At 63.4% G+C, this 16,073-nt stretch carries 16 protein-coding genes; 3 read left to right on the top strand and 13 right to left on the bottom strand.

The window, feature by feature from the left end; all coding sequences use genetic code 11:
• Positions 1-57 precede the first annotated feature (57 nt).
• On the bottom strand, positions 58-2,064 hold the full coding sequence (dnaG, locus tag ACODS1_RS16550; protein ID WP_489086522.1) for a DNA primase: 2,007 nt from the start codon (positions 2,062-2,064) through the stop codon (positions 58-60).
• Positions 2,065-2,195: 131 nt separating this feature from the next.
• Entirely contained in the window at positions 2,196-2,411 is a 216-nt protein-coding gene (rpsU, locus tag ACODS1_RS16545; RefSeq protein WP_003290642.1) for a 30S ribosomal protein S21, read from the bottom strand.
• Positions 2,412-2,613: 202 nt separating this feature from the next.
• On the opposite strand from rpsU, the gene tsaD reads away from it, so the two are divergent.
• Complete coding sequence (gene tsaD, locus ACODS1_RS16540) at positions 2,614-3,639, top strand: tRNA (adenosine(37)-N6)-threonylcarbamoyltransferase complex transferase subunit TsaD (protein ID WP_322978745.1); 1,026 nt, start codon at positions 2,614-2,616, stop codon at positions 3,637-3,639.
• Positions 3,640-3,695: 56 nt separating this feature from the next.
• Here tsaD and plsY read toward each other — a convergent pair whose 3' ends face one another.
• Positions 3,696-4,265 carry a glycerol-3-phosphate 1-O-acyltransferase PlsY gene (plsY, locus tag ACODS1_RS16535; protein ID WP_489086521.1) on the bottom strand — a complete coding sequence of 190 codons (570 nt, stop codon included), beginning with the start codon at positions 4,263-4,265 and terminating at the stop codon, positions 3,696-3,698.
• 74 nt (positions 4,266-4,339) lie between these two features.
• On the opposite strand from plsY, the gene folB reads away from it, so the two are divergent.
• Both folB and folK read left to right on the top strand, forming a co-directional pair.
• Positions 4,340-4,696 (top strand): dihydroneopterin aldolase, encoded by a 357-nt coding sequence (gene folB / locus ACODS1_RS16530; RefSeq protein WP_489086520.1) that lies wholly within the window; start codon positions 4,340-4,342, stop codon positions 4,694-4,696.
• Positions 4,687-5,220 (top strand): 2-amino-4-hydroxy-6-hydroxymethyldihydropteridine diphosphokinase, encoded by a 534-nt coding sequence (gene folK, locus ACODS1_RS16525; protein ID WP_489086519.1) that lies wholly within the window; start codon positions 4,687-4,689, stop codon positions 5,218-5,220. The genes folB and folK overlap by 10 nt, the downstream gene beginning before the upstream one ends.
• A 135-nt stretch (positions 5,221-5,355) precedes the next feature.
• On the opposite strand, the gene ACODS1_RS16520 is transcribed toward folK, so the two are convergent.
• The 10 genes from ACODS1_RS16520 to pdxA all read right to left on the bottom strand — a co-directional run bounded on the left by ACODS1_RS16520 (position 5,356) and on the right by pdxA (position 16,013).
• The gene (locus tag ACODS1_RS16520; protein WP_489086518.1) at positions 5,356-6,606 is read right to left on the bottom strand and encodes a multifunctional CCA addition/repair protein; all 1,251 of its coding nucleotides are present in this window, start codon (positions 6,604-6,606) and stop codon (positions 5,356-5,358) included.
• A 79-nt stretch (positions 6,607-6,685) separates the two neighbouring features.
• The gene (locus ACODS1_RS16515; RefSeq protein ID WP_489086517.1) at positions 6,686-7,183 is read right to left on the bottom strand and encodes a DUF4136 domain-containing protein; all 498 of its coding nucleotides are present in this window, start codon (positions 7,181-7,183) and stop codon (positions 6,686-6,688) included.
• Positions 7,184-7,243: 60 nt separating this feature from the next.
• Complete coding sequence (locus tag ACODS1_RS16510; protein ID WP_489086516.1) at positions 7,244-8,809, bottom strand: SpoVR family protein; 1,566 nt, start codon at positions 8,807-8,809, stop codon at positions 7,244-7,246.
• Between the two features lie 9 nt (positions 8,810-8,818).
• The gene (locus ACODS1_RS16505) at positions 8,819-10,090 is read right to left on the bottom strand and encodes a YeaH/YhbH family protein (RefSeq protein WP_322978738.1); all 1,272 of its coding nucleotides are present in this window, start codon (positions 10,088-10,090) and stop codon (positions 8,819-8,821) included.
• 216 nt (positions 10,091-10,306) lie between these two features.
• On the bottom strand, positions 10,307-12,229 hold the full coding sequence (locus ACODS1_RS16500) for a PrkA family serine protein kinase (protein ID WP_489086515.1): 1,923 nt from the start codon (positions 12,227-12,229) through the stop codon (positions 10,307-10,309).
• A 283-nt stretch (positions 12,230-12,512) separates the two neighbouring features.
• The gene (gene glpE / locus ACODS1_RS16495; protein ID WP_322978736.1) at positions 12,513-12,842 is read right to left on the bottom strand and encodes a thiosulfate sulfurtransferase GlpE; all 330 of its coding nucleotides are present in this window, start codon (positions 12,840-12,842) and stop codon (positions 12,513-12,515) included.
• Positions 12,843-12,864: 22 nt separating this feature from the next.
• The gene (locus ACODS1_RS16490) at positions 12,865-13,683 is read right to left on the bottom strand and encodes a symmetrical bis(5'-nucleosyl)-tetraphosphatase (protein WP_489086514.1); all 819 of its coding nucleotides are present in this window, start codon (positions 13,681-13,683) and stop codon (positions 12,865-12,867) included.
• Positions 13,683-14,063: a Co2+/Mg2+ efflux protein ApaG gene (apaG, locus tag ACODS1_RS16485; RefSeq protein ID WP_322978734.1), complete on the bottom strand. Its 381-nt coding sequence runs from the start codon at positions 14,061-14,063 to the stop codon at positions 13,683-13,685. Before apaG ends, ACODS1_RS16490 begins: the two co-directional genes overlap by 1 nt.
• 29 nt (positions 14,064-14,092) lie before the next feature.
• Positions 14,093-14,902: a 16S rRNA (adenine(1518)-N(6)/adenine(1519)-N(6))-dimethyltransferase RsmA gene (rsmA, locus tag ACODS1_RS16480; RefSeq protein ID WP_489086513.1), complete on the bottom strand. Its 810-nt coding sequence runs from the start codon at positions 14,900-14,902 to the stop codon at positions 14,093-14,095.
• Between the two features lie 118 nt (positions 14,903-15,020).
• The gene (pdxA, locus tag ACODS1_RS16475) at positions 15,021-16,013 is read right to left on the bottom strand and encodes a 4-hydroxythreonine-4-phosphate dehydrogenase PdxA (protein WP_489086512.1); all 993 of its coding nucleotides are present in this window, start codon (positions 16,011-16,013) and stop codon (positions 15,021-15,023) included.
• Positions 16,014-16,073: the final 60 nt, after the last annotated feature.

Raw genomic sequence — 16,073 nt, 5'->3', positions numbered from 1 at the left:
CCACTGAAGGTCTTGGCGGGCTGAAAACAAGCCGAGGATTATACCAGAGAAAGTGCCTCAAGCGCCAGTTGATGAGGGGGCGACTGGAGAGGCGTTGCGGCTCAACAAGGCGCGCAGCTGGTCTTTTTCCTCTGCGCTCAGTTCACTTAGACGGGCTTTACGTAGCAATTGTTCAAGGCTGCGCTCCCGCTGGCGGGCTGCAAGAGTAGTTATAGTGTCGAAAAACTGTTGTTCAAGGTTGTCGGCCGAAATCAGCCATTCCTTTTCCGCCAGCGCACGCAGCAGGCGACCCTGTTCGGTGCCGTGCCAGCGTGCGATCAACTGCAGCGAACGCAGCTTGGGCGTCTTCTGCAGGGTGCCGACCAGCGCCACGAGCAACTGGGCGTAGGTGTCTTCTTCGTCGGCGAAGTGGCTGACATCCTCGACCTTCTGCGCCAGCTGCGGGTGATGCAGCAGGGTGCGCAGTGCACTCAGGTGTGGGGATTCGACGCTCACCGCCGTGCGCGGCGGATAATCACGGCCCTGGCCCTTGCGATTCCACTTGCCGCCGTCTTTCTTCCAGCTGCCGCCATCCTTTTTCCAGTTGCCCTTGTTCTTGCCTGGGCTGCTGTCGTAGCCCTGGAAGCCGGGGGTGGGTTGTTCGTAACCGCCCAGATCCGGGATGGCGTCGTAATAGTCGCCGCTGGGGATGTCGGTGTATTCCGGGTAGGCATTGCCGCTGTGTTGCGTCTGCGCTTGGTTGGGTGTCTGGCTGCGTGGCGCGCTGGCGATCTGGCTCAGGGCTTCGCCGGAGAGCCCAGTGAGCTCGCTCAGGCGCTGGCGCATCAGGGCGCGCAGGTTGTTGCCGGGGATCTTGTCGATCAGCGGCGCGGCCAGAGTCACCAGGTGCGCTTTCCCTTCCAGCGAGCGCGGGTCGGCTTCTTCGCACAGTTGCTGGAAGAAGTAGTCGGCCAGCGGTTGTGCGTGCTGGTTGATGCGGGCGCGGAAGGCGTCGGTGCCTTCCGCCCGTACCAGGGTGTCCGGGTCTTCGCCGTCGGGCAGGAACAGGAAGCGCGCGCGGCGACCGTCCTGCAGGCTCGGCAGGGTGGACTCCAGGGCGCGCCAGGCGGCATTGCGCCCGGCGGCGTCGCCGTCGAAGCAGAACAGTACGCTGGGCACGATGCGGAACAGGCGCTTGAGGTGTTCCTCGCTGGTGGCCGTGCCGAGGGTCGCTACGGCATTGCGCAGGCCTTGCTGGGCCAGGGCGATGACGTCCATGTAACCCTCGACCACCATGATTTCGTCGAGATCGCGGTTGTGCTTGCGTGCCTCGAACAGGCCGTAGAGTTCCTGGCCCTTGTGGAACACCGGAGTTTCCGGCGAGTTGAGGTACTTGGGCTTGTCATCGCCCAGTACGCGACCACCGAAGGCGATCACTCGGCCACGGCTGTCGCGGATGGGAAACATGATGCGGTCGCGGAAGCGGTCGTAGCGCTTGCCGGTGTCGGCGTTCTCGATCAGCAGGCCGGCGTCGATCATCGCCTTCTGTTGCAGGGCATCGTTGCCCATCTGCTTGAGCAGGTTGTCCCAGCCCGGCGGGGCGAAGCCGAGGCCGAAGTCGCGAGCGATCTCGCCGGTCAGGCCGCGCCCTTTCAGGTAATCGACCGCGTACTTGCGCTGCGGATGGCTTTTCAGGGCCTGGCGATAATGCTCGGCCGCCGCTTCCAGCAGGGGGTAGAGCGGTGAGTCGACCGGTTGCCTGGGCTTGTGCCCGCGCCCGCTCTCTTCGCGCGGCACGTCCATGCCGGCGCGCTTGGCCAGTTCCTCGACCGCCTGGGGGAATTCCAGTTGGTCGTGATCCATGACGAAGCCGAGGGCGTTGCCGCCGGCGCCGCAGCCGAAGCAGTAGTAGAACTGCTTGTCCGGGCTGACGGTGAAGGAGGGGGTCTTTTCCTTGTGGAACGGGCAACAGGCGCTGTAGTTCTTGCCGGCCTTCTTCAACTGGATGCGCGAACTCACCACATCGACGATGTCGGTGCGGTTGAGCAGGTCATCGATGAAGGACTGCGGAATCAGGCCGGCCATAGGTGCTCAGCATAGTCGCCCGTGTGGGCACTCAGAAAGCAGAAAACTCCGCTGTTCACCTGAGGTGAGGCGGAGTTCCTGAAAAAGCAATGCCCGGCATGAGCCGGGCATTCGTTCGTCACGCGTACTGATTAGTACAGGCGGACGCTACGACGCTGCTCGCGCTGCACTTTCTTGGCGTGACGCTTAACAGCGGCAGCGGCCTTTCGCTTACGCTCGGCAGTCGGCTTCTCGTAAAACTCGCGGCTGCGAACTTCGGCCAGTACACCGGCTTTTTCGCAGGAGCGCTTGAAACGACGCAGGGCTACGTCGAAGGGTTCGTTCTCTTTAACTTTGACGGCTGGCATCCAGGTCGTACCTATCTTTAATTACCGGTTTCAACGCGTGCCCGGCAGTTGGCTCGGGATGCGTCGGTTTTCAAGGGTTGCGGATGTTACCGCCTCATCGCGCGGAATGCAAAGCCCTTAGGTCGAAAAGCGCTGGCCGCTCCGCCGGGCGGCGCTTATCATGCGCGCCTTCGTTCCACGCCGCAAACCAAGGCCTCGCTCCATGCTCGTACTGGGATTGGAAACTTCCTGCGATGAAACCGGCGTCGCGCTCTTCGATTCGGAGCGTGGCCTGCTGGCTGATGCGCTGTTCAGCCAGATCGACCTGCACCGCGTCTACGGCGGTGTGGTGCCGGAATTGGCCTCGCGCGATCACGTCAAACGCATGCTGCCGCTGATCCGTCAGGTGCTGGATGAAGCCGGCAAGCAGGCCAGCGATATCGATGCCCTGGCCTACACGGCCGGCCCCGGCCTGGTCGGCGCCCTGCTGGTCGGGGCTTCCTGCGCACAGGCCCTGGCGTTCGCCTGGGGTGTGCCGGCCGTCGGCGTGCATCATATGGAAGGCCACTTACTGGCGCCGATGCTGGAAGAACAGCCGCCACAGTTTCCGTTCGTCGCCTTGTTGGTCTCCGGCGGGCATACCCAATTGGTGCGCGTCGATGGCATCGGCCAGTACCAGTTGCTCGGCGAGTCGCTGGATGATGCGGCCGGTGAAGCCTTCGACAAGACCGCCAAGCTGATGGGCCTCAATTATCCCGGCGGCCCGGAAATCGCCAAGCTGGCGGAGCAGGGCACGCCGGGGCGCTTCGTCTTCCCCCGGCCGATGACCGACCGGCCCGGCCTGGATTTCAGTTTCAGCGGGCTGAAGACCTTCGCGCTCAATACCTGGCAGCAGTGCAAGAACGGCGGGGACGACCTCGACCAAGCCCGCCGCGACATCGCGCTGGCCTTCCAGCAGGCGGTAGTCGAGACTCTGACCATCAAGTGCAAACGCGCGCTCAAGCAAACCGGTCTGAAAAGCCTGGTGATCGCCGGCGGCGTGAGTGCCAACAAGGCATTGCGTGAGTCGCTGGAGCGCATGCTTGGCGAGATGCGCGGCCAGGTGTTCTACGCGCGGCCCAAGTTCTGCACCGACAATGGCGCGATGATCGCCTATGCCGGTTGCCAGCGCCTGCTGGCCGGGCAGCACGAGGATCTGGCGATCAAGGTGCAGGCGCGCTGGCCGATGGAAAGTCTGCCGGCGATCTGACGAGATTTTTACCGCGTAGGAGCGGCTTCAGCCGCGATGCCCGTAAGGCCGATTGCTTAAAAGCGGCGCTCGCGACCTGCGAGCAGATCGCGCAGGTTGTTGCGATGGCGCCAGACGATCAGCGCTGTCAGCACGCAGGCTGGCAGCAGGGCCGCCGGTTGTTGCCAGGCCAGCAGTGGCAGGGTCAGCGGCGTGGCGATCAGCGAGGCCAGCGAGCTGGTGCGGGTCAGCAGGAATACCAGCGCCCAGGCCGCCAGCGCGAGCAAGGCTGCGGGCGGGTAGAGCCCCAGCAGCATGCCGGCGGCAGTGGCGACGCCCTTGCCGCCACGGAAGCGGAAGTACAGCGGGTAGAGGTGGCCGATCACGGCGGCCAGCCCGATCCAGGCCTGTTGCTGCAGGCCAAGCCCGAGCAGCTTGGCCACCAGGATCGGCAGCAAGCCCTTGAGCAGGTCGCCGAGCAGCGTCAGTATGGCGAGCTTGCGGCCCGCGACGCGCAGCATGTTGGTGGCGCCGGGGTTACCGGAGCCGCTGGCACGTGGATCCGGCCCGCCGCTCAGGCGGCTGAGCAGGATGGCGAAGGAGAGCGAACCGAGCAGGTAGGCAAGGACTGCCAGAAGCCAGAACATGGTGGCCATTCCAAGGCTTGGGGTGGCCCGATTCTAACGAGGTGCGGCGCCCTTGTCGTGGCGCGGAGAGGCGGGTGGACAGAGTATTTATCGAGGGGCTCGAGGTCGAGACGGTGATCGGGGCCTACGATTGGGAGCGCGACATTCGTCAATGTCTGCGTCTGGATCTGCAGATGGCCTGGGATAACCGCCCGGCTGCCGCCGATGACGACCTCGACAAGGCGCTCGATTACGCCAGTGTCTCGACGCGTATCCAGACCTTCGCCGCCGATTCGCAGTTCATCCTGGTGGAGACCTTCGCCGAGCGCCTGGTGCAGACGCTGATGGCCGAGTTCGACATTCCCTGGATTCACCTCAAGCTGACCAAGCCTGGTGCGGTGCCGGCGGCCCGTGGCGGTGTTGGCGTGGAGATCGAACGCGGATGTCCCTGACGCGGATCTACCTGGGCCTCGGCAGCAACATCGAGCGCGAGGTTCATCTGAGTGCCGGCCTCGATGCTTTGGCCGGCTTTCTCCATGACCTGCAGTGCTCGCCGGTGTTCGAGAGCCATGCCGTGGGCATCAAGAGTGGCAACTTCTTCAATCTGGTGGTGACTGCCAAGACCGATCTGCCGCTGGCTGAGCTGGATCGCCGACTGAAGTTCATCGAGGCTGACAACGGCCGCTATGCGCCGGATCGCAAGGGCCTGCCGCTGGATATCGACGTGCTGCTGTATGGCGATCAGGTCGGCAACTTCGATGGCCTGGTGCTGCCGCGGGCAGAAATCCTCAAGAACGCCTTCGTGCTCTGGCCGCTGTCGCTGCTGGCGCCGCAGTTGTCGCACCCGCTCGATGGTCGTCCGTTCGCCGAGCTGTGGGCGTCCGCCCAGATCGATCAGCAGTTATGGCCAGCAGCCTTCCAGTGGCGTGGCACCGAGCTGACGCCGGCTGAGCTGTTGCAGGCGCGCTCTTCGTAGGCAGGATGCAAGCTTCGGCGCGGCTACGATTCGCCGCGAGGCGCGGCTCCTACAGGAAAAATGCATATCGGTGTAGGAGCCCCGTCCCGGGGCGAAAGCGATTGTGGCCATTCAGGAAGATTTGCGACTTGACCACTATTCGCCGCAGTGCGCGGTTCCTACAAGGCTATTGGCCTTGTAGGCCTTCAGCACCCGTAGGCGCTCGCGGTTGAGTGCCTCACCCAGTTCGGCGCCTTTGAATCCCTTCTCCAGCAGCGGTTTGACCGGTACTTGCCGTGCGGCTTCGGCGGCGCCGAGCAGGTAGGCGGCTTGTGGATAGTCGCGCTGTTCCAGCCCTTTACGACCACGCGCGTCCATCTCGCAGGCCGCGACGAATTCGGCGAAGCGCTGTGGGCGGCGGAACACGTCGAAACGTTGCAGCAGTTCCAGCAATGTCGAGGGGCGCAGCTCCAGCGCACGGTGGCCGTGGGTGTGAAATTCGCCGACCAGCAACGCCAGTTCGGCGCAGTCGCGCGGTACCTTGCAGCGCTCGTTGATCGGCTGGATCAGGCGCAGCCCCTTGTGTTCATGAGCGATATGCCGTGGCCACTCATCCGTTGGCGTCAGGCCCTTGCCCACGTCATGCAGCAGGCAGGCCCAGCGCACGGTCAGCGGTTGCTCATGCTCGGCGCACTGGCGCAACACGGCGAGCACATGCACGCCGGTATCGATCTCGGGGTGATGCGCCTCGGGCTGGGGCACGCCGAACAGGGCGTCCACTTCCGGCAGCAGCGCAGCCAGGGCGCCGCAGTCGCGTAGCACCTGGATGAATACGTCCGGGCGCGGTTCCATCAGCGCGCGGGAGATTTCCTTCCAACTGCGCTCCGGGGTGAGATCCGCCAGTTCGCCGGATTCGGCCAGTTGACGCATCAGTGCCAGCGTCTCGGGCGCCACGCTGAAGCCGAGCGGCGCATAGCGGGCGGCGAAGCGCGCGACGCGCAACACGCGCAGCGGATCCTCGGCGAAGGCCGGGGAAACGTGACGCAGGAGCCGGGCCTGCAGATCCTGCTGGCCGCCGTAGGGGTCGAACAGGGTGCCGTGGTCGTCCTCGGCCATGGCGTTGATGGTCAGGTCGCGGCGGATCAGGTCGTCTTCGAGGCTCACATCGGGGCTGGCATGGAAGGTGAAACCGCCATAGCCGCGCCCGCTCTTGCGCTCGGTACGGGCCAGGGCGTATTCCTCGCCCGTCTGCGGGTGCAGGAACACCGGAAAGTCGGCGCCCACCGGGCGGTAGCCGAGTTCGAGCATCTGTTCGGCACTGGCGCCCACCACTACCCAATCCACTTCGCTGACGGTGCGGCCGAGCAGGCGATCACGCACTGCGCCGCCGACTTTGTAGATCTGCATGTCTGATCCTCCACTGAGCGCAGAGGATACCGAAGATCGCCGCGGGGCGCGCCGCGATGTCTGCGTCAGAGGCTGCAGGCTATGGCGTAGCCAGAGGGATCTGCGCCGTCAGCGCTTGTGTGGCGCGCTCCAGCAATTCGGCGCTGTAGCGTGTCGGGCTGAGGCCGGTGCTGATGGTGCCTTCCCACAGCACCTTGTCGTCGAGGTCGGTGAGACGCAGGCGCAAAGTGCCGCGCTCGTCGTGTAGCCGATGAATGGCCTGGTAGATCCCGGGTGAGCTGGGCGGTGGGGCGTCGACCTTGAGCATCACAGGGCTGTCCTGCACGGCCAGCCAGTAGTGGACACGCAGCTGTGGCTGGGTGCTTTCGTGATAGCCGCGGGCGGACAAGCCATGCCGCAGCAACTGTGGCAGTTGGCTGTAGTCGTCTGTCGCGGCGGTGCCCGGCGGGTCGATCAGCGCGAAGCTGTAGTGTCCGGCGAGCGAGGCGTCAGCGGGGCTGAGTATTCGTGCTTGGGGAATCTGGCTGGTACAGGTCGCCAGCCCCAGGCACAGCAGGATTACCAGGAAAAGGCGCATGCGGGCAGCCTCATGGGGTCTGCCTGCATGCTGGTGGGATTACCTTGCGGCGACAACCGATCAAATGGGTGGAATGACCAGATCCAGACGCGGGTAGTCGCTATCACCGTCGCTGCTGCCACGGGGCGGTACGTGCTGGACGGTGATCAGTTGCTCGCCCTGCAGGGTTTCCAGGTGGATGTCGAAGCCCCAGAGACGATGCAGGTGCTTGAGCACTTCGCCGGTAGAGTCGCCCAGCGGTTTGCGGTCGTGTTGCTGGTGGCGCAGGGTCAGCGAGCGGTCGCCACGCCGGTCGACGTTCCATATCTGGATATTGGGCTCGCGGTTGCCCAGGTTGTACTGGGCGGCGAGCAGTTCGCGAATGGTGCGGTAGCCGGACTCGTCATGGATGGCCGGCACCAGCAGTTCGTCCTTCTGGTCGTCGTCGAGGATGCCGAACAGCTTGAAGTCGCGGATCACCTTGGGCGAGAGGAACTGCAGGATGAAGCTCTCGTCCTTGAAGCTGCTCATGGCGAATTTGAGTGTGGTCAGCCAGTCGCTGCCGGCGATGTCCGGGAACCAGTGTTTGTCCTCTTCGGTGGGGTTCTCGCAGATGCGGCGGATGTCGCGGTACATGGCGAAGCCCAGGGCGTAGGGGTTGATACCGCTGTAGTAGGGGCTGTCGAACGATGGCTGGTAGACCACGCTGGTGTGCGACTGCAGGAACTCCATCATGAAGCCGTCGGTGACCAGGCCTTCGTCGTACAGGTCGTTCATCAGGGTGTAGTGCCAGAAGGTGGCCCAGCCTTCGTTCATCACCTGGGTCTGGCGTTGCGGGTAGAAGTACTGGGCGATCTTGCGCACGATGCGGATCACTTCGCGCTGCCAGGGCTCCAGCAGCGGTGCGTGCTTTTCCAGGAAGTAGAGGATGTTCTCCTGCGGTTCGGCGGGGAAGCGCTTGCTGTCCTTCTCGCCGCCCTTGTCCGCACTTTTGGGAATGGTGCGCCAGAGGTCGTTGATCTGCTTCTGCAGGTGCTCTTCGCGGTCTTTCTGCCGGCGCCGTTCTTCTTCGGCGGAGATGGGGTAGGGCCGTTTGTAGCGGTCGACGCCGTAGTTCATCAGGGCGTGGCAGGAGTCGAGCAACTCCTCCACGGCGTCGATGCCGTAACGCTCCTCGCACTGCATGATGTACTGCTTGGCGAACACCAGGTAATCGATGATCGAGCTGGCATCGGTCCAGGTGCGGAACAGGTAGTTGCCCTTGAAGAAGCTGTTGTGGCCGTAGCAGGCATGGGCGATCACCAGGGCCTGCATGCAGATGGTGTTCTCCTCCATCAGGTAGGCGATGCACGGATCGGAGTTGATCACGATCTCGTAGGCCAGGCCCATCTGCCCGCGCTTGTAGCCCTTTTCGGTGGCGAGGAAGTGCTTGCCGTATGACCAGTGGTGGTAGCCCAGCGGCATGCCGACCGAGGCATAGGCGTCCATCATTTGCTCGGCGGTGATCACCTCGATTTGATTGGGGTAGGTGTCCAGCGCATAGCGCTCGGCGATGCGCGCGATCTCACGGTCGTAGGTGCGGATCAGCTCGAAAGTCCATTCCGAGCCGGTGGAGATCGGCTGGCGTTTCTTCTCGGCGGGGCTCATGGCAACTCCTCAACTCACCAGGCGACGCTGGAACAGTTCGCGGAACACCGGGTAGATGTCCGCAGCGGACACCAGTTGCTGCTGGGCGAAGCTGTCGGCGAAGGCCTCGGCCACCTGCTCGTACTCGAACCACAACGCCTGGTGCTCGCGTGGGGTGATCTCGACATAGGTGAAGTACTGCACGAACGGCATGATCTGGTTGACCAGAATGTCGCGGCAGACCGGCGAATCATCGTTCCAGTTGTCGCCATCCGAGGCCTGGGCGGCGTAGATGTTCCACTCGTTGATCGGGTAACGCTCGGCCATGATCTCCTGCATCAGCTTCAGCGCACTGGATACGATGGTGCCGCCGGTTTCGCGGGAGTAGAAGAACTCTTCTTCGTCCACTTCCTTGGCGCTGGTGTGGTGGCGGATGAACACCACCTCGATCTTGTCGTAGTTCCGCTTGAGGAACAGGTACAGCAGGATGAAGAAGCGCTTGGCCACGTCCTTGGTGGCCTGGGTCATGGAGCCGGACACGTCCATCAGGCAGAACATCACGGCCTTGGAGCTGGGGTTGGGCTGCTTGGTCAGCAGGTTGTACTTGAGGTCGAAGGTGTCGAGGAAGGGGACGCGATGGATGCGCGCGCTGAGCCGTTCGATTTCCTCCTGAACAGCCTGGATATCACCGAAGTTGTCCGGTTCCTCCCGTCGCAGTCGCTCCAGCTCGGCCTTGGCCTCGCGCAGCTTGGCGCGGCTAGAGCCGGACAGGGCGATGCGTCGGGCATGGGCCGAACGCAGGGTGCGGATGATATTGATGCGCGAGGGGTTACCCTCGCTGCTGATGCCAGCGCGCACCGTCTTGAAGGTGTCGGCACCGGTCAGGTGGCGCTTGACTAGGTTGGGCAGTTCCAGATCCTCGAACATGAAGTCGAGGAATTCCTCCTGGGTGATCTGGAAGACGAACTCGTCCATGCCGTCGCCGGAGTTGCTCGCCTTGCCGCTGCCGCGTCCACCGCCGCCCCCCTGTGGACGGGGGATGCGTTCGCCGGTGGTGAACTCCTTGTTGCCGGGGTGGACGATGGTCTGCTTGCCGCCACGGCCATGGTGCAGCACCGGCTCGTCGATATCACGGCCAGGAATGCTGATCTGCTCGCCGTGCTCCATGTCGGTGATGGAGCGCCGGCTGACGGCTTCCTCCACTGCTTTCTTGATGTGCTCACGGTAACGCCGCAGGAAGCGCTGGCGGTTCACCGTGCTCTTGTTCTTGCCATTCAGGCGTCGGTCGATCACGTAGCTCATGACATCTCCTTCGAACCTGTTCAGAGCCTGCTGCGCGTCGGCCCTGCTGCGTTGAAAACAGGTTCGGACTGCTCATTTACAGCTCGTAAACTCCGCGTCCTCACCTGTTTACGCCTTGCAGTGCTCTAGCACGCGAGGCTTTGAACAGGTTCTTGCCCGCCTGTAGCCACAGGCAGACAGCGAATGACCCGGCGCGGGCTGCGCGCCGGACAGGGCTTACTGAGACTTGCGAACCCGCAGGTACCACTCGGACAGCAGGCGTACCTGCTTCTCGGTGTAGCCGCGCTCGACCATGCGTTTGACGAAGTCGTTGTGTTTCTGCTGTTCCTCCTTGCTGCCCTTGGCGTTGAAGCTGATGACCGGGAGCAGATCCTCGGTGTTGGAGAACATCTTCTTCTCGATGACCACGCGCAGCTTCTCGTAGCTGAGCCAGGTTGGGTTCTTGCCGTTGTTGTTGGCGCGGGCGCGCAGCACGAAGTTGACGATCTCGTTGCGGAAGTCCTTCGGGTTGCTGATGCCGGCCGGCTTCTCGATTTTCTCCAGCTCCTCGTTGAGGGCTACGCGGTTGAGGATCTCGCCGGTCTCCGGGTCGCGGTATTCCTGATCCTGAATCCAGAAGTCGGCGTACAGCACGTAGCGGTCGAAGATGTTCTGCCCGTACTCGCTGTAGGACTCCAGGTAGGCGGTCTGGATTTCCTTGCCGATGAACTCGATGTAGCGAGGCGCCAGGTATTCCTTGATGTAGCGCAGGTAGCGTTCGCGCACTTCGGCCGGGAACTGTTCCTGCTCGATCTGCTGCTCCAGCACGTACAACAAGTGCACCGGGTTCGCGGCGATCTCGTGCGGGTCGAAGTTGAATACCTTGGAGAGGATCTTGAAAGCGAAGCGGGTCGACAGGCCATTCATGCCTTCATCCACGCCGGCGCTGTCACGGTACTCCTGGATCGACTTGGCTTTCGGGTCGGTGTCCTTGAGGTTCTCGCCGTCGTAGACGCGCATCTTCGAGTAGATATTGGAGTTCTCCGGCTCCTTGAGGCGCGAGAGGACGGAGAACTGCGCGAGCATCTTCAGGGTATCCGGCGCGCAATGCGCCTTGGCCAGCGAGCTGTTGATCAGCAGCTTGTCGTAGATGCGGATTTCATCGGTGACGCGCAGGCAGTAGGGCACCTTGACGATGTAGATACGGTCGATGAAGGCCTCGTTGTTCTTGTTGTTGCGGAAGCTGTGCCATTCCGACTCGTTGGAGTGGGCCAGCAGGATGCCGCTGTAGGGAATCGCGCCGAGGCCTTCGGTGCTGTTGTAGTTGCCTTCCTGAGTCGCGGTCAGCAGCGGGTGCAGCACCTTGATCGGTGCCTTGAACATCTCGACGAACTCCATCAGGCCCTGGTTGGCCCGGCACAGTGCACCCGAGTAGCTGTAGGCGTCGGCGTCGTTCTGCGGGTATTCCTCGAGCTTGCGGATGTCCACCTTGCCGACCAGGGCTGAGATGTCCTGGTTGTTCTCGTCGCCCGGCTCGGTCTTGGCCACGGCGATCTGATTGAGGATCGAGGGGTACAGCTTGACCACGCGGAACTGGCTGATGTCGCCGCCGAACTCCTGTAGGCGCTTGGTGGCCCAGGGCGACATGATCGAGTTCAGGTAACGGCGTGGGATGCCGTAGTCCTCTTCGAGGATGGCGCCGTCTTCGGTGGCGTTGAACAGCCCCAGCGGCGACTCGAATACCGGCGAACCCTTGATGGCGTAGAAAGGCACCTTCTCCATCAGTTGCTTGAGCTTCTCGGCCAGCGAGGATTTACCGCCGCCCACCGGGCCCAGCAGGTAGAGGATCTGTTTCTTCTCTTCCAGGCCCTGGGCAGCGTGGCGGAAGTAGGACACGATCTGGTCGATGCACTCTTCCATGCCGTGGAAGTCGGCAAAGGCCGGATAGCGGCGGATCACCTTGTTGGAGAAGATGCGCGACAGCCTTGGGTCGCTGGAGGTATCCAACAGTTCCGGCTCGCCTATGGCCATCAGTAGACGTTCGGCCGCAGTGGCGTAGGCGCTGCGATCCTGCTTGCACAGTTCGAGGTACTCCTGCAGCGAGTACTCCTCCTGGCGGGTCGCCTCGAAACGTTGTTGGAAGTGACTGAAAATACTCATGACTTCACCTCGCTCGATGCTGGAAGCTGGGCGCGGGTCGTCGGGCGAGTGGGTGCTGGGTGGCTCCGGCTGGAGAAGTGCCGGGGATGAATCCCCCAAACCCTAAAGATCGTTACCGATGGCCCGATGCCGGTTGGCCGGCTCTACCTTGCTATGGATGGCCTGAGTAACAGAATAGTTCGTTCTGGCGGGGGTCAAGGCGACGGTAACCATAAGAGGTTGTTACCGCCTGTCGGGAAGTGGCTGCAGGCCAGAGCGGGCGTGGCCTGCAGCAGACGAAAAATTATTCTTCGCCGCCTTGCGCGGTTTCCGCTGGATAGGTGGCGCGCCATAGCTCGAAACCGCCATCGAGGCTGTACACCTCGGCAAAGCCCTGGCCGACCAGATAGGCTGCCGCGCTCTGGCTGGAGTTGCCGTGGTAGCAGGCGACGATCAGCGGAGCATCGAGGTCGGCGTGGGTGATGAAATCATGCAGGGAGTGGTTGTCCAGGTGGCGTGAGCCGGCGATGTGGCCGTTGGCGAAGCTGTGTGGGTCGCGGATATCGACCACCACCGCGCCTTTTTCACGCAGGGCCTGGGCCTGTTCGGGGGAGATACGCTGAAATTCGCTCATGGGGTGCCTCGGGGGTCGTGTTCTAGGCCTGGGGGCAGGTGCAGCGATGATATTCGCCGTTGTCGACGTTGAGCAGAGTCATGGCGCCGCCCCATACGCAACCGGTGTCCAGCGCATACAGGCCCGGCTCCTGGCAGTTGCCTTCGAGCGCGGCCCAGTGGCCGAAGATGATCTTCTCGCCACGCATCTTGCGCTGCGGGTGGCTGAACCAGGGGGCGAAGCCGGGTGGTGCGCTGCCGACGCCTTCCTTGCTCTTCAGATCGAGTGTGCCGTCTGCGGTGCAGAAGCGCATGCGGGTGAAGTAGTTGGTGATCACGCGCAGGCGAGTCACGCCGTGCAACTCCTTGCTCCACTTGGCCGGTTCGTTGCCATACATGCCGTCGAGAAACAGCGGCAGGCGAGCGTCGTCGCGCAGTGCTTCCTCGACCTCGGCCGCCTTGCGCAGGGCCTTGTTCAACGACCATTGCGGCGGGATACCGGCATGCACCAGGGTGATTTTGCGTTCGGCATCGTGGTGCACCAATTTCTGCATACGGAGCCAGTCGAGCAGGTCGTTGCGATCCGGTGCGTCGAGAATCTCGCGCAGGGTGTCGCCCTTCTTCAGGCGCTCGATGTTGTGCGCCACGGCCAGCAGATGCAGGTCGTGGTTGCCGAGCACGCTGATCACCGCATGGCGGATGGAGTAGAGGAAACGCAGGGTTTCTAGTGACTGCGGGCCGCGGTTGACCAGATCGCCGACCAGCCAGAGCTGATCATGCGCCGGATCGAAGGCCACCTGCTCGAGTAGGCACTGGAGTGGCTTGAGGCAGCCTTGCAGGTCGCCGACAGCATACACCGCCATCAGTGCAACGCCCCGGGTACCGCCAGGCGGAACGGTGCGATGCTGGCGTCGAAGCGTTTGCCGTCCTCGGCGAGCATCTGGTAGCTGCCCTGCATGGTGCCGACCTGCGTGGTCATCACCGTGCCGCTGCTGTAGGTGTGGCTGGCGCCGGGCTCGATGTGCGGTTGTTGGCCGACCACGCCGGCACCGCGCACTTCCTGCACGCGGCCGTCACCGTCGGTGATGATCCAGTGGCGTGAGAGCAGTTGGGCGGGCAGCTCGCCGTTGTTGACGATGGTGATGGTGTAGGAGAAGGCGTAACGGCTCTGCTCCGGCTGCGATTGCGCGGCCAGGTACTGGGTCGTGACGCTGACATCGATCTGGTAACGAGGGTCGGACATGCAGGGAACTCTTCGAGCCTGTTGGCAGTTTAGACCGGGCTGGCGGCCTGGTGCGCGGCGAGCTGATCGGCCAGACGGACGAAGGCGGCCAGGTCGAGCTGTTCGGGGCGCAAGCTGCCATCGACACCGGCGGCTTCGATGGCTTCGGCTGGCAACAGTTGCTTGAGGGTGTTGCGCAGGGTCTTGCGCCGCTGGTTGAAGGCCTCGCGTACCACGCGCTCTAGCAGGCGTGGGTCTTGCGCAGGATGCGGCAAGGTTTCATGCGGCACCAGGCGGACGATAGCCGAGTCCACCTTGGGCGGCGGATTGAAGGCGCCAGGGCCGACATTGAACAGATGCTCCACACGGCAGTGGTACTGCACCATGATCGACAGGCGCCCCCAGTCGCCACCACCGGGCTCGGCGGCCAGACGCTCGACCACTTCCTTCTGCAGCATGAAGTGCATGTCGCGAATCACCGGCGCGTTGTCCAGCAGGTGGAAAATCAGCGGGGTGGAGATGTTATAGGGCAGGTTGCCGACCACGCGCAGGCTACGAGGGGCCGCGTTGAGGCGGGCGAAGTCGAACTTCAGTGCGTCGCCCTGGTTGAGGGCGAAGCGCGGATTGTCGCCGAACTTGGCCTGCAGGATGGGAATGAGGTCGAGATCCAGCTCGATCACGTCGAGCTGAGCACCACTGCCCAGCAGTCCTTCGGTCAGGGCGCCCTGGCCCGGGCCAATCTCCAGCAGGCGCTCGCCCTCCTTGGCGCGGATGGCACGCAGGATTCGGTCGATCACGCCCGCGTCGTGGAGGAAGTTCTGACCGAAGCGCTTGCGCGCGCGGTGTTGGTATTCGGACATGGAGCAGCTCCAGGCTTCAAGCTGCAAGCGTCAGGCAAGAGCGTAAAGCGAAAAGATAAAGAGGCGAAGCTTATCAGTTGAGGCTGGCCCCGGCATCCGTGCCGGGCGACTTGTGTCTTCAGCGTGCGGCTGCCGCCATCTGATAGGCCGTCTCCAGAGCGACACGCAGGCTACCAGTGTCGACCTGGCCGCTACCGGCCAGATCCAGCGCGGTGCCGTGATCGACCGAGGTGCGGATGATCGGCAAGCCCAGGGTGACGTTCAGGGCAGCGCCGAAGCCCTTGTACTTGAGCACCGGCAGGCCCTGATCGTGATACATGGCCAGCACGGCATCTGCCTGTTCGAGGTGCTTCGGGGTAAACAGCGTGTCGGCCGGCAGCGGGCCAATCAGGTTCATGCCTTCCGTGCGCAGGCGCTCCAGCGCCGGCTCGATGATCTCGATCTCCTCGCGGCCGAGATGGCCGCCCTCGCCGGCGTGCGGGTTGAGCCCGCAGACCAGAATGCGCGGCTCGGCGATGCCGAACTTGCTCTGCAGGTCGGCATGCAGAATGCGCGTGACCCGCAGCAGGCGCTCGCTGGTGATGGCGGCCGCGACATCCTTGAGCGGCAGGTGCGTGGTGACCAGTGCCACGCGCAGGCCATGGGTGGCCAGCATCATCACCACCTGTTCGGCCTGGGTCAGCTCGGCGAGAAACTCGGTGTGCCCGGAGAAGACAATGCCGGCCTCGTTGATTACGCCCTTGTGCACCGGCGCCGTGATCATCGCCGCGAAAGTGCCGTCCAGGCAGCCCTGACCGGCGCGGGTCAGGGTTTGCAGCACGTAATGGGCATTGGCGCGGTTCAGTTGCCCAGGCGTGCAGGGTTCGGCCAGCGGGGTATCCCAGACGTACAGGCTGCCGGCGGGCGCCGGGGTGGCGGGCCATTGGCCTGGGCCAGTCTCGATCAGCTCGATGGCTAGATCCAGTTGAGTGGCGCGAGAAGCGAGCAACTGGCGGCTGGCGATGGCGACCAGGATCTGCGGTTGCGCTTCACGCGCTAGCAGCAGGCACAGGTCAGGGCCGATGCCGGCAGGCTCGCCAGGGGTCAGGGCAAAGATCGGGGGCACGTTCATCGCGGCGTCTCGGTGATGGAGCGGGGGAGCAGTTTAATCCGTCTGCAGCCATAACGAAAA

Source organism: Pseudomonas sp. FG29, assembly GCF_057809355.1.
Note: the sequence above shows the minus strand (reverse complement) of the source record. Positions and strands in the feature narration are given on the sequence as shown.

Coding starts and splice junctions, on each gene's coding strand:
- dnaG (WP_489086522.1), bottom strand. CDS start 2,064: ATGGCCGGCCTGATTCCGCAGTCCTTCATCGATGACCTGCTCAACCGC.
- rpsU (WP_003290642.1), bottom strand. CDS start 2,411: ATGCCAGCCGTCAAAGTTAAAGAGAACGAACCCTTCGACGTAGCCCTG.
- tsaD (WP_322978745.1), top strand. CDS start 2,614: ATGCTCGTACTGGGATTGGAAACTTCCTGCGATGAAACCGGCGTCGCG.
- plsY (WP_489086521.1), bottom strand. CDS start 4,265: ATGTTCTGGCTTCTGGCAGTCCTTGCCTACCTGCTCGGTTCGCTCTCC.
- folK (WP_489086519.1), top strand. CDS start 4,687: ATGTCCCTGACGCGGATCTACCTGGGCCTCGGCAGCAACATCGAGCGC.
- ACODS1_RS16520 (WP_489086518.1), bottom strand. CDS start 6,606: ATGCAGATCTACAAAGTCGGCGGCGCAGTGCGTGATCGCCTGCTCGGC.
- ACODS1_RS16515 (WP_489086517.1), bottom strand. CDS start 7,183: ATGCGCCTTTTCCTGGTAATCCTGCTGTGCCTGGGGCTGGCGACCTGT.
- ACODS1_RS16510 (WP_489086516.1), bottom strand. CDS start 8,809: ATGAGCCCCGCCGAGAAGAAACGCCAGCCGATCTCCACCGGCTCGGAA.
- ACODS1_RS16505 (WP_322978738.1), bottom strand. CDS start 10,090: ATGAGCTACGTGATCGACCGACGCCTGAATGGCAAGAACAAGAGCACG.
- ACODS1_RS16500 (WP_489086515.1), bottom strand. CDS start 12,229: ATGAGTATTTTCAGTCACTTCCAACAACGTTTCGAGGCGACCCGCCAG.
- glpE (WP_322978736.1), bottom strand. CDS start 12,842: ATGAGCGAATTTCAGCGTATCTCCCCCGAACAGGCCCAGGCCCTGCGT.
- ACODS1_RS16490 (WP_489086514.1), bottom strand. CDS start 13,683: ATGGCGGTGTATGCTGTCGGCGACCTGCAAGGCTGCCTCAAGCCACTC.
- apaG (WP_322978734.1), bottom strand. CDS start 14,063: ATGTCCGACCCTCGTTACCAGATCGATGTCAGCGTCACGACCCAGTAC.
- rsmA (WP_489086513.1), bottom strand. CDS start 14,902: ATGTCCGAATACCAACACCGCGCGCGCAAGCGCTTCGGTCAGAACTTC.
- pdxA (WP_489086512.1), bottom strand. CDS start 16,013: ATGAACGTGCCCCCGATCTTTGCCCTGACCCCTGGCGAGCCTGCCGGC.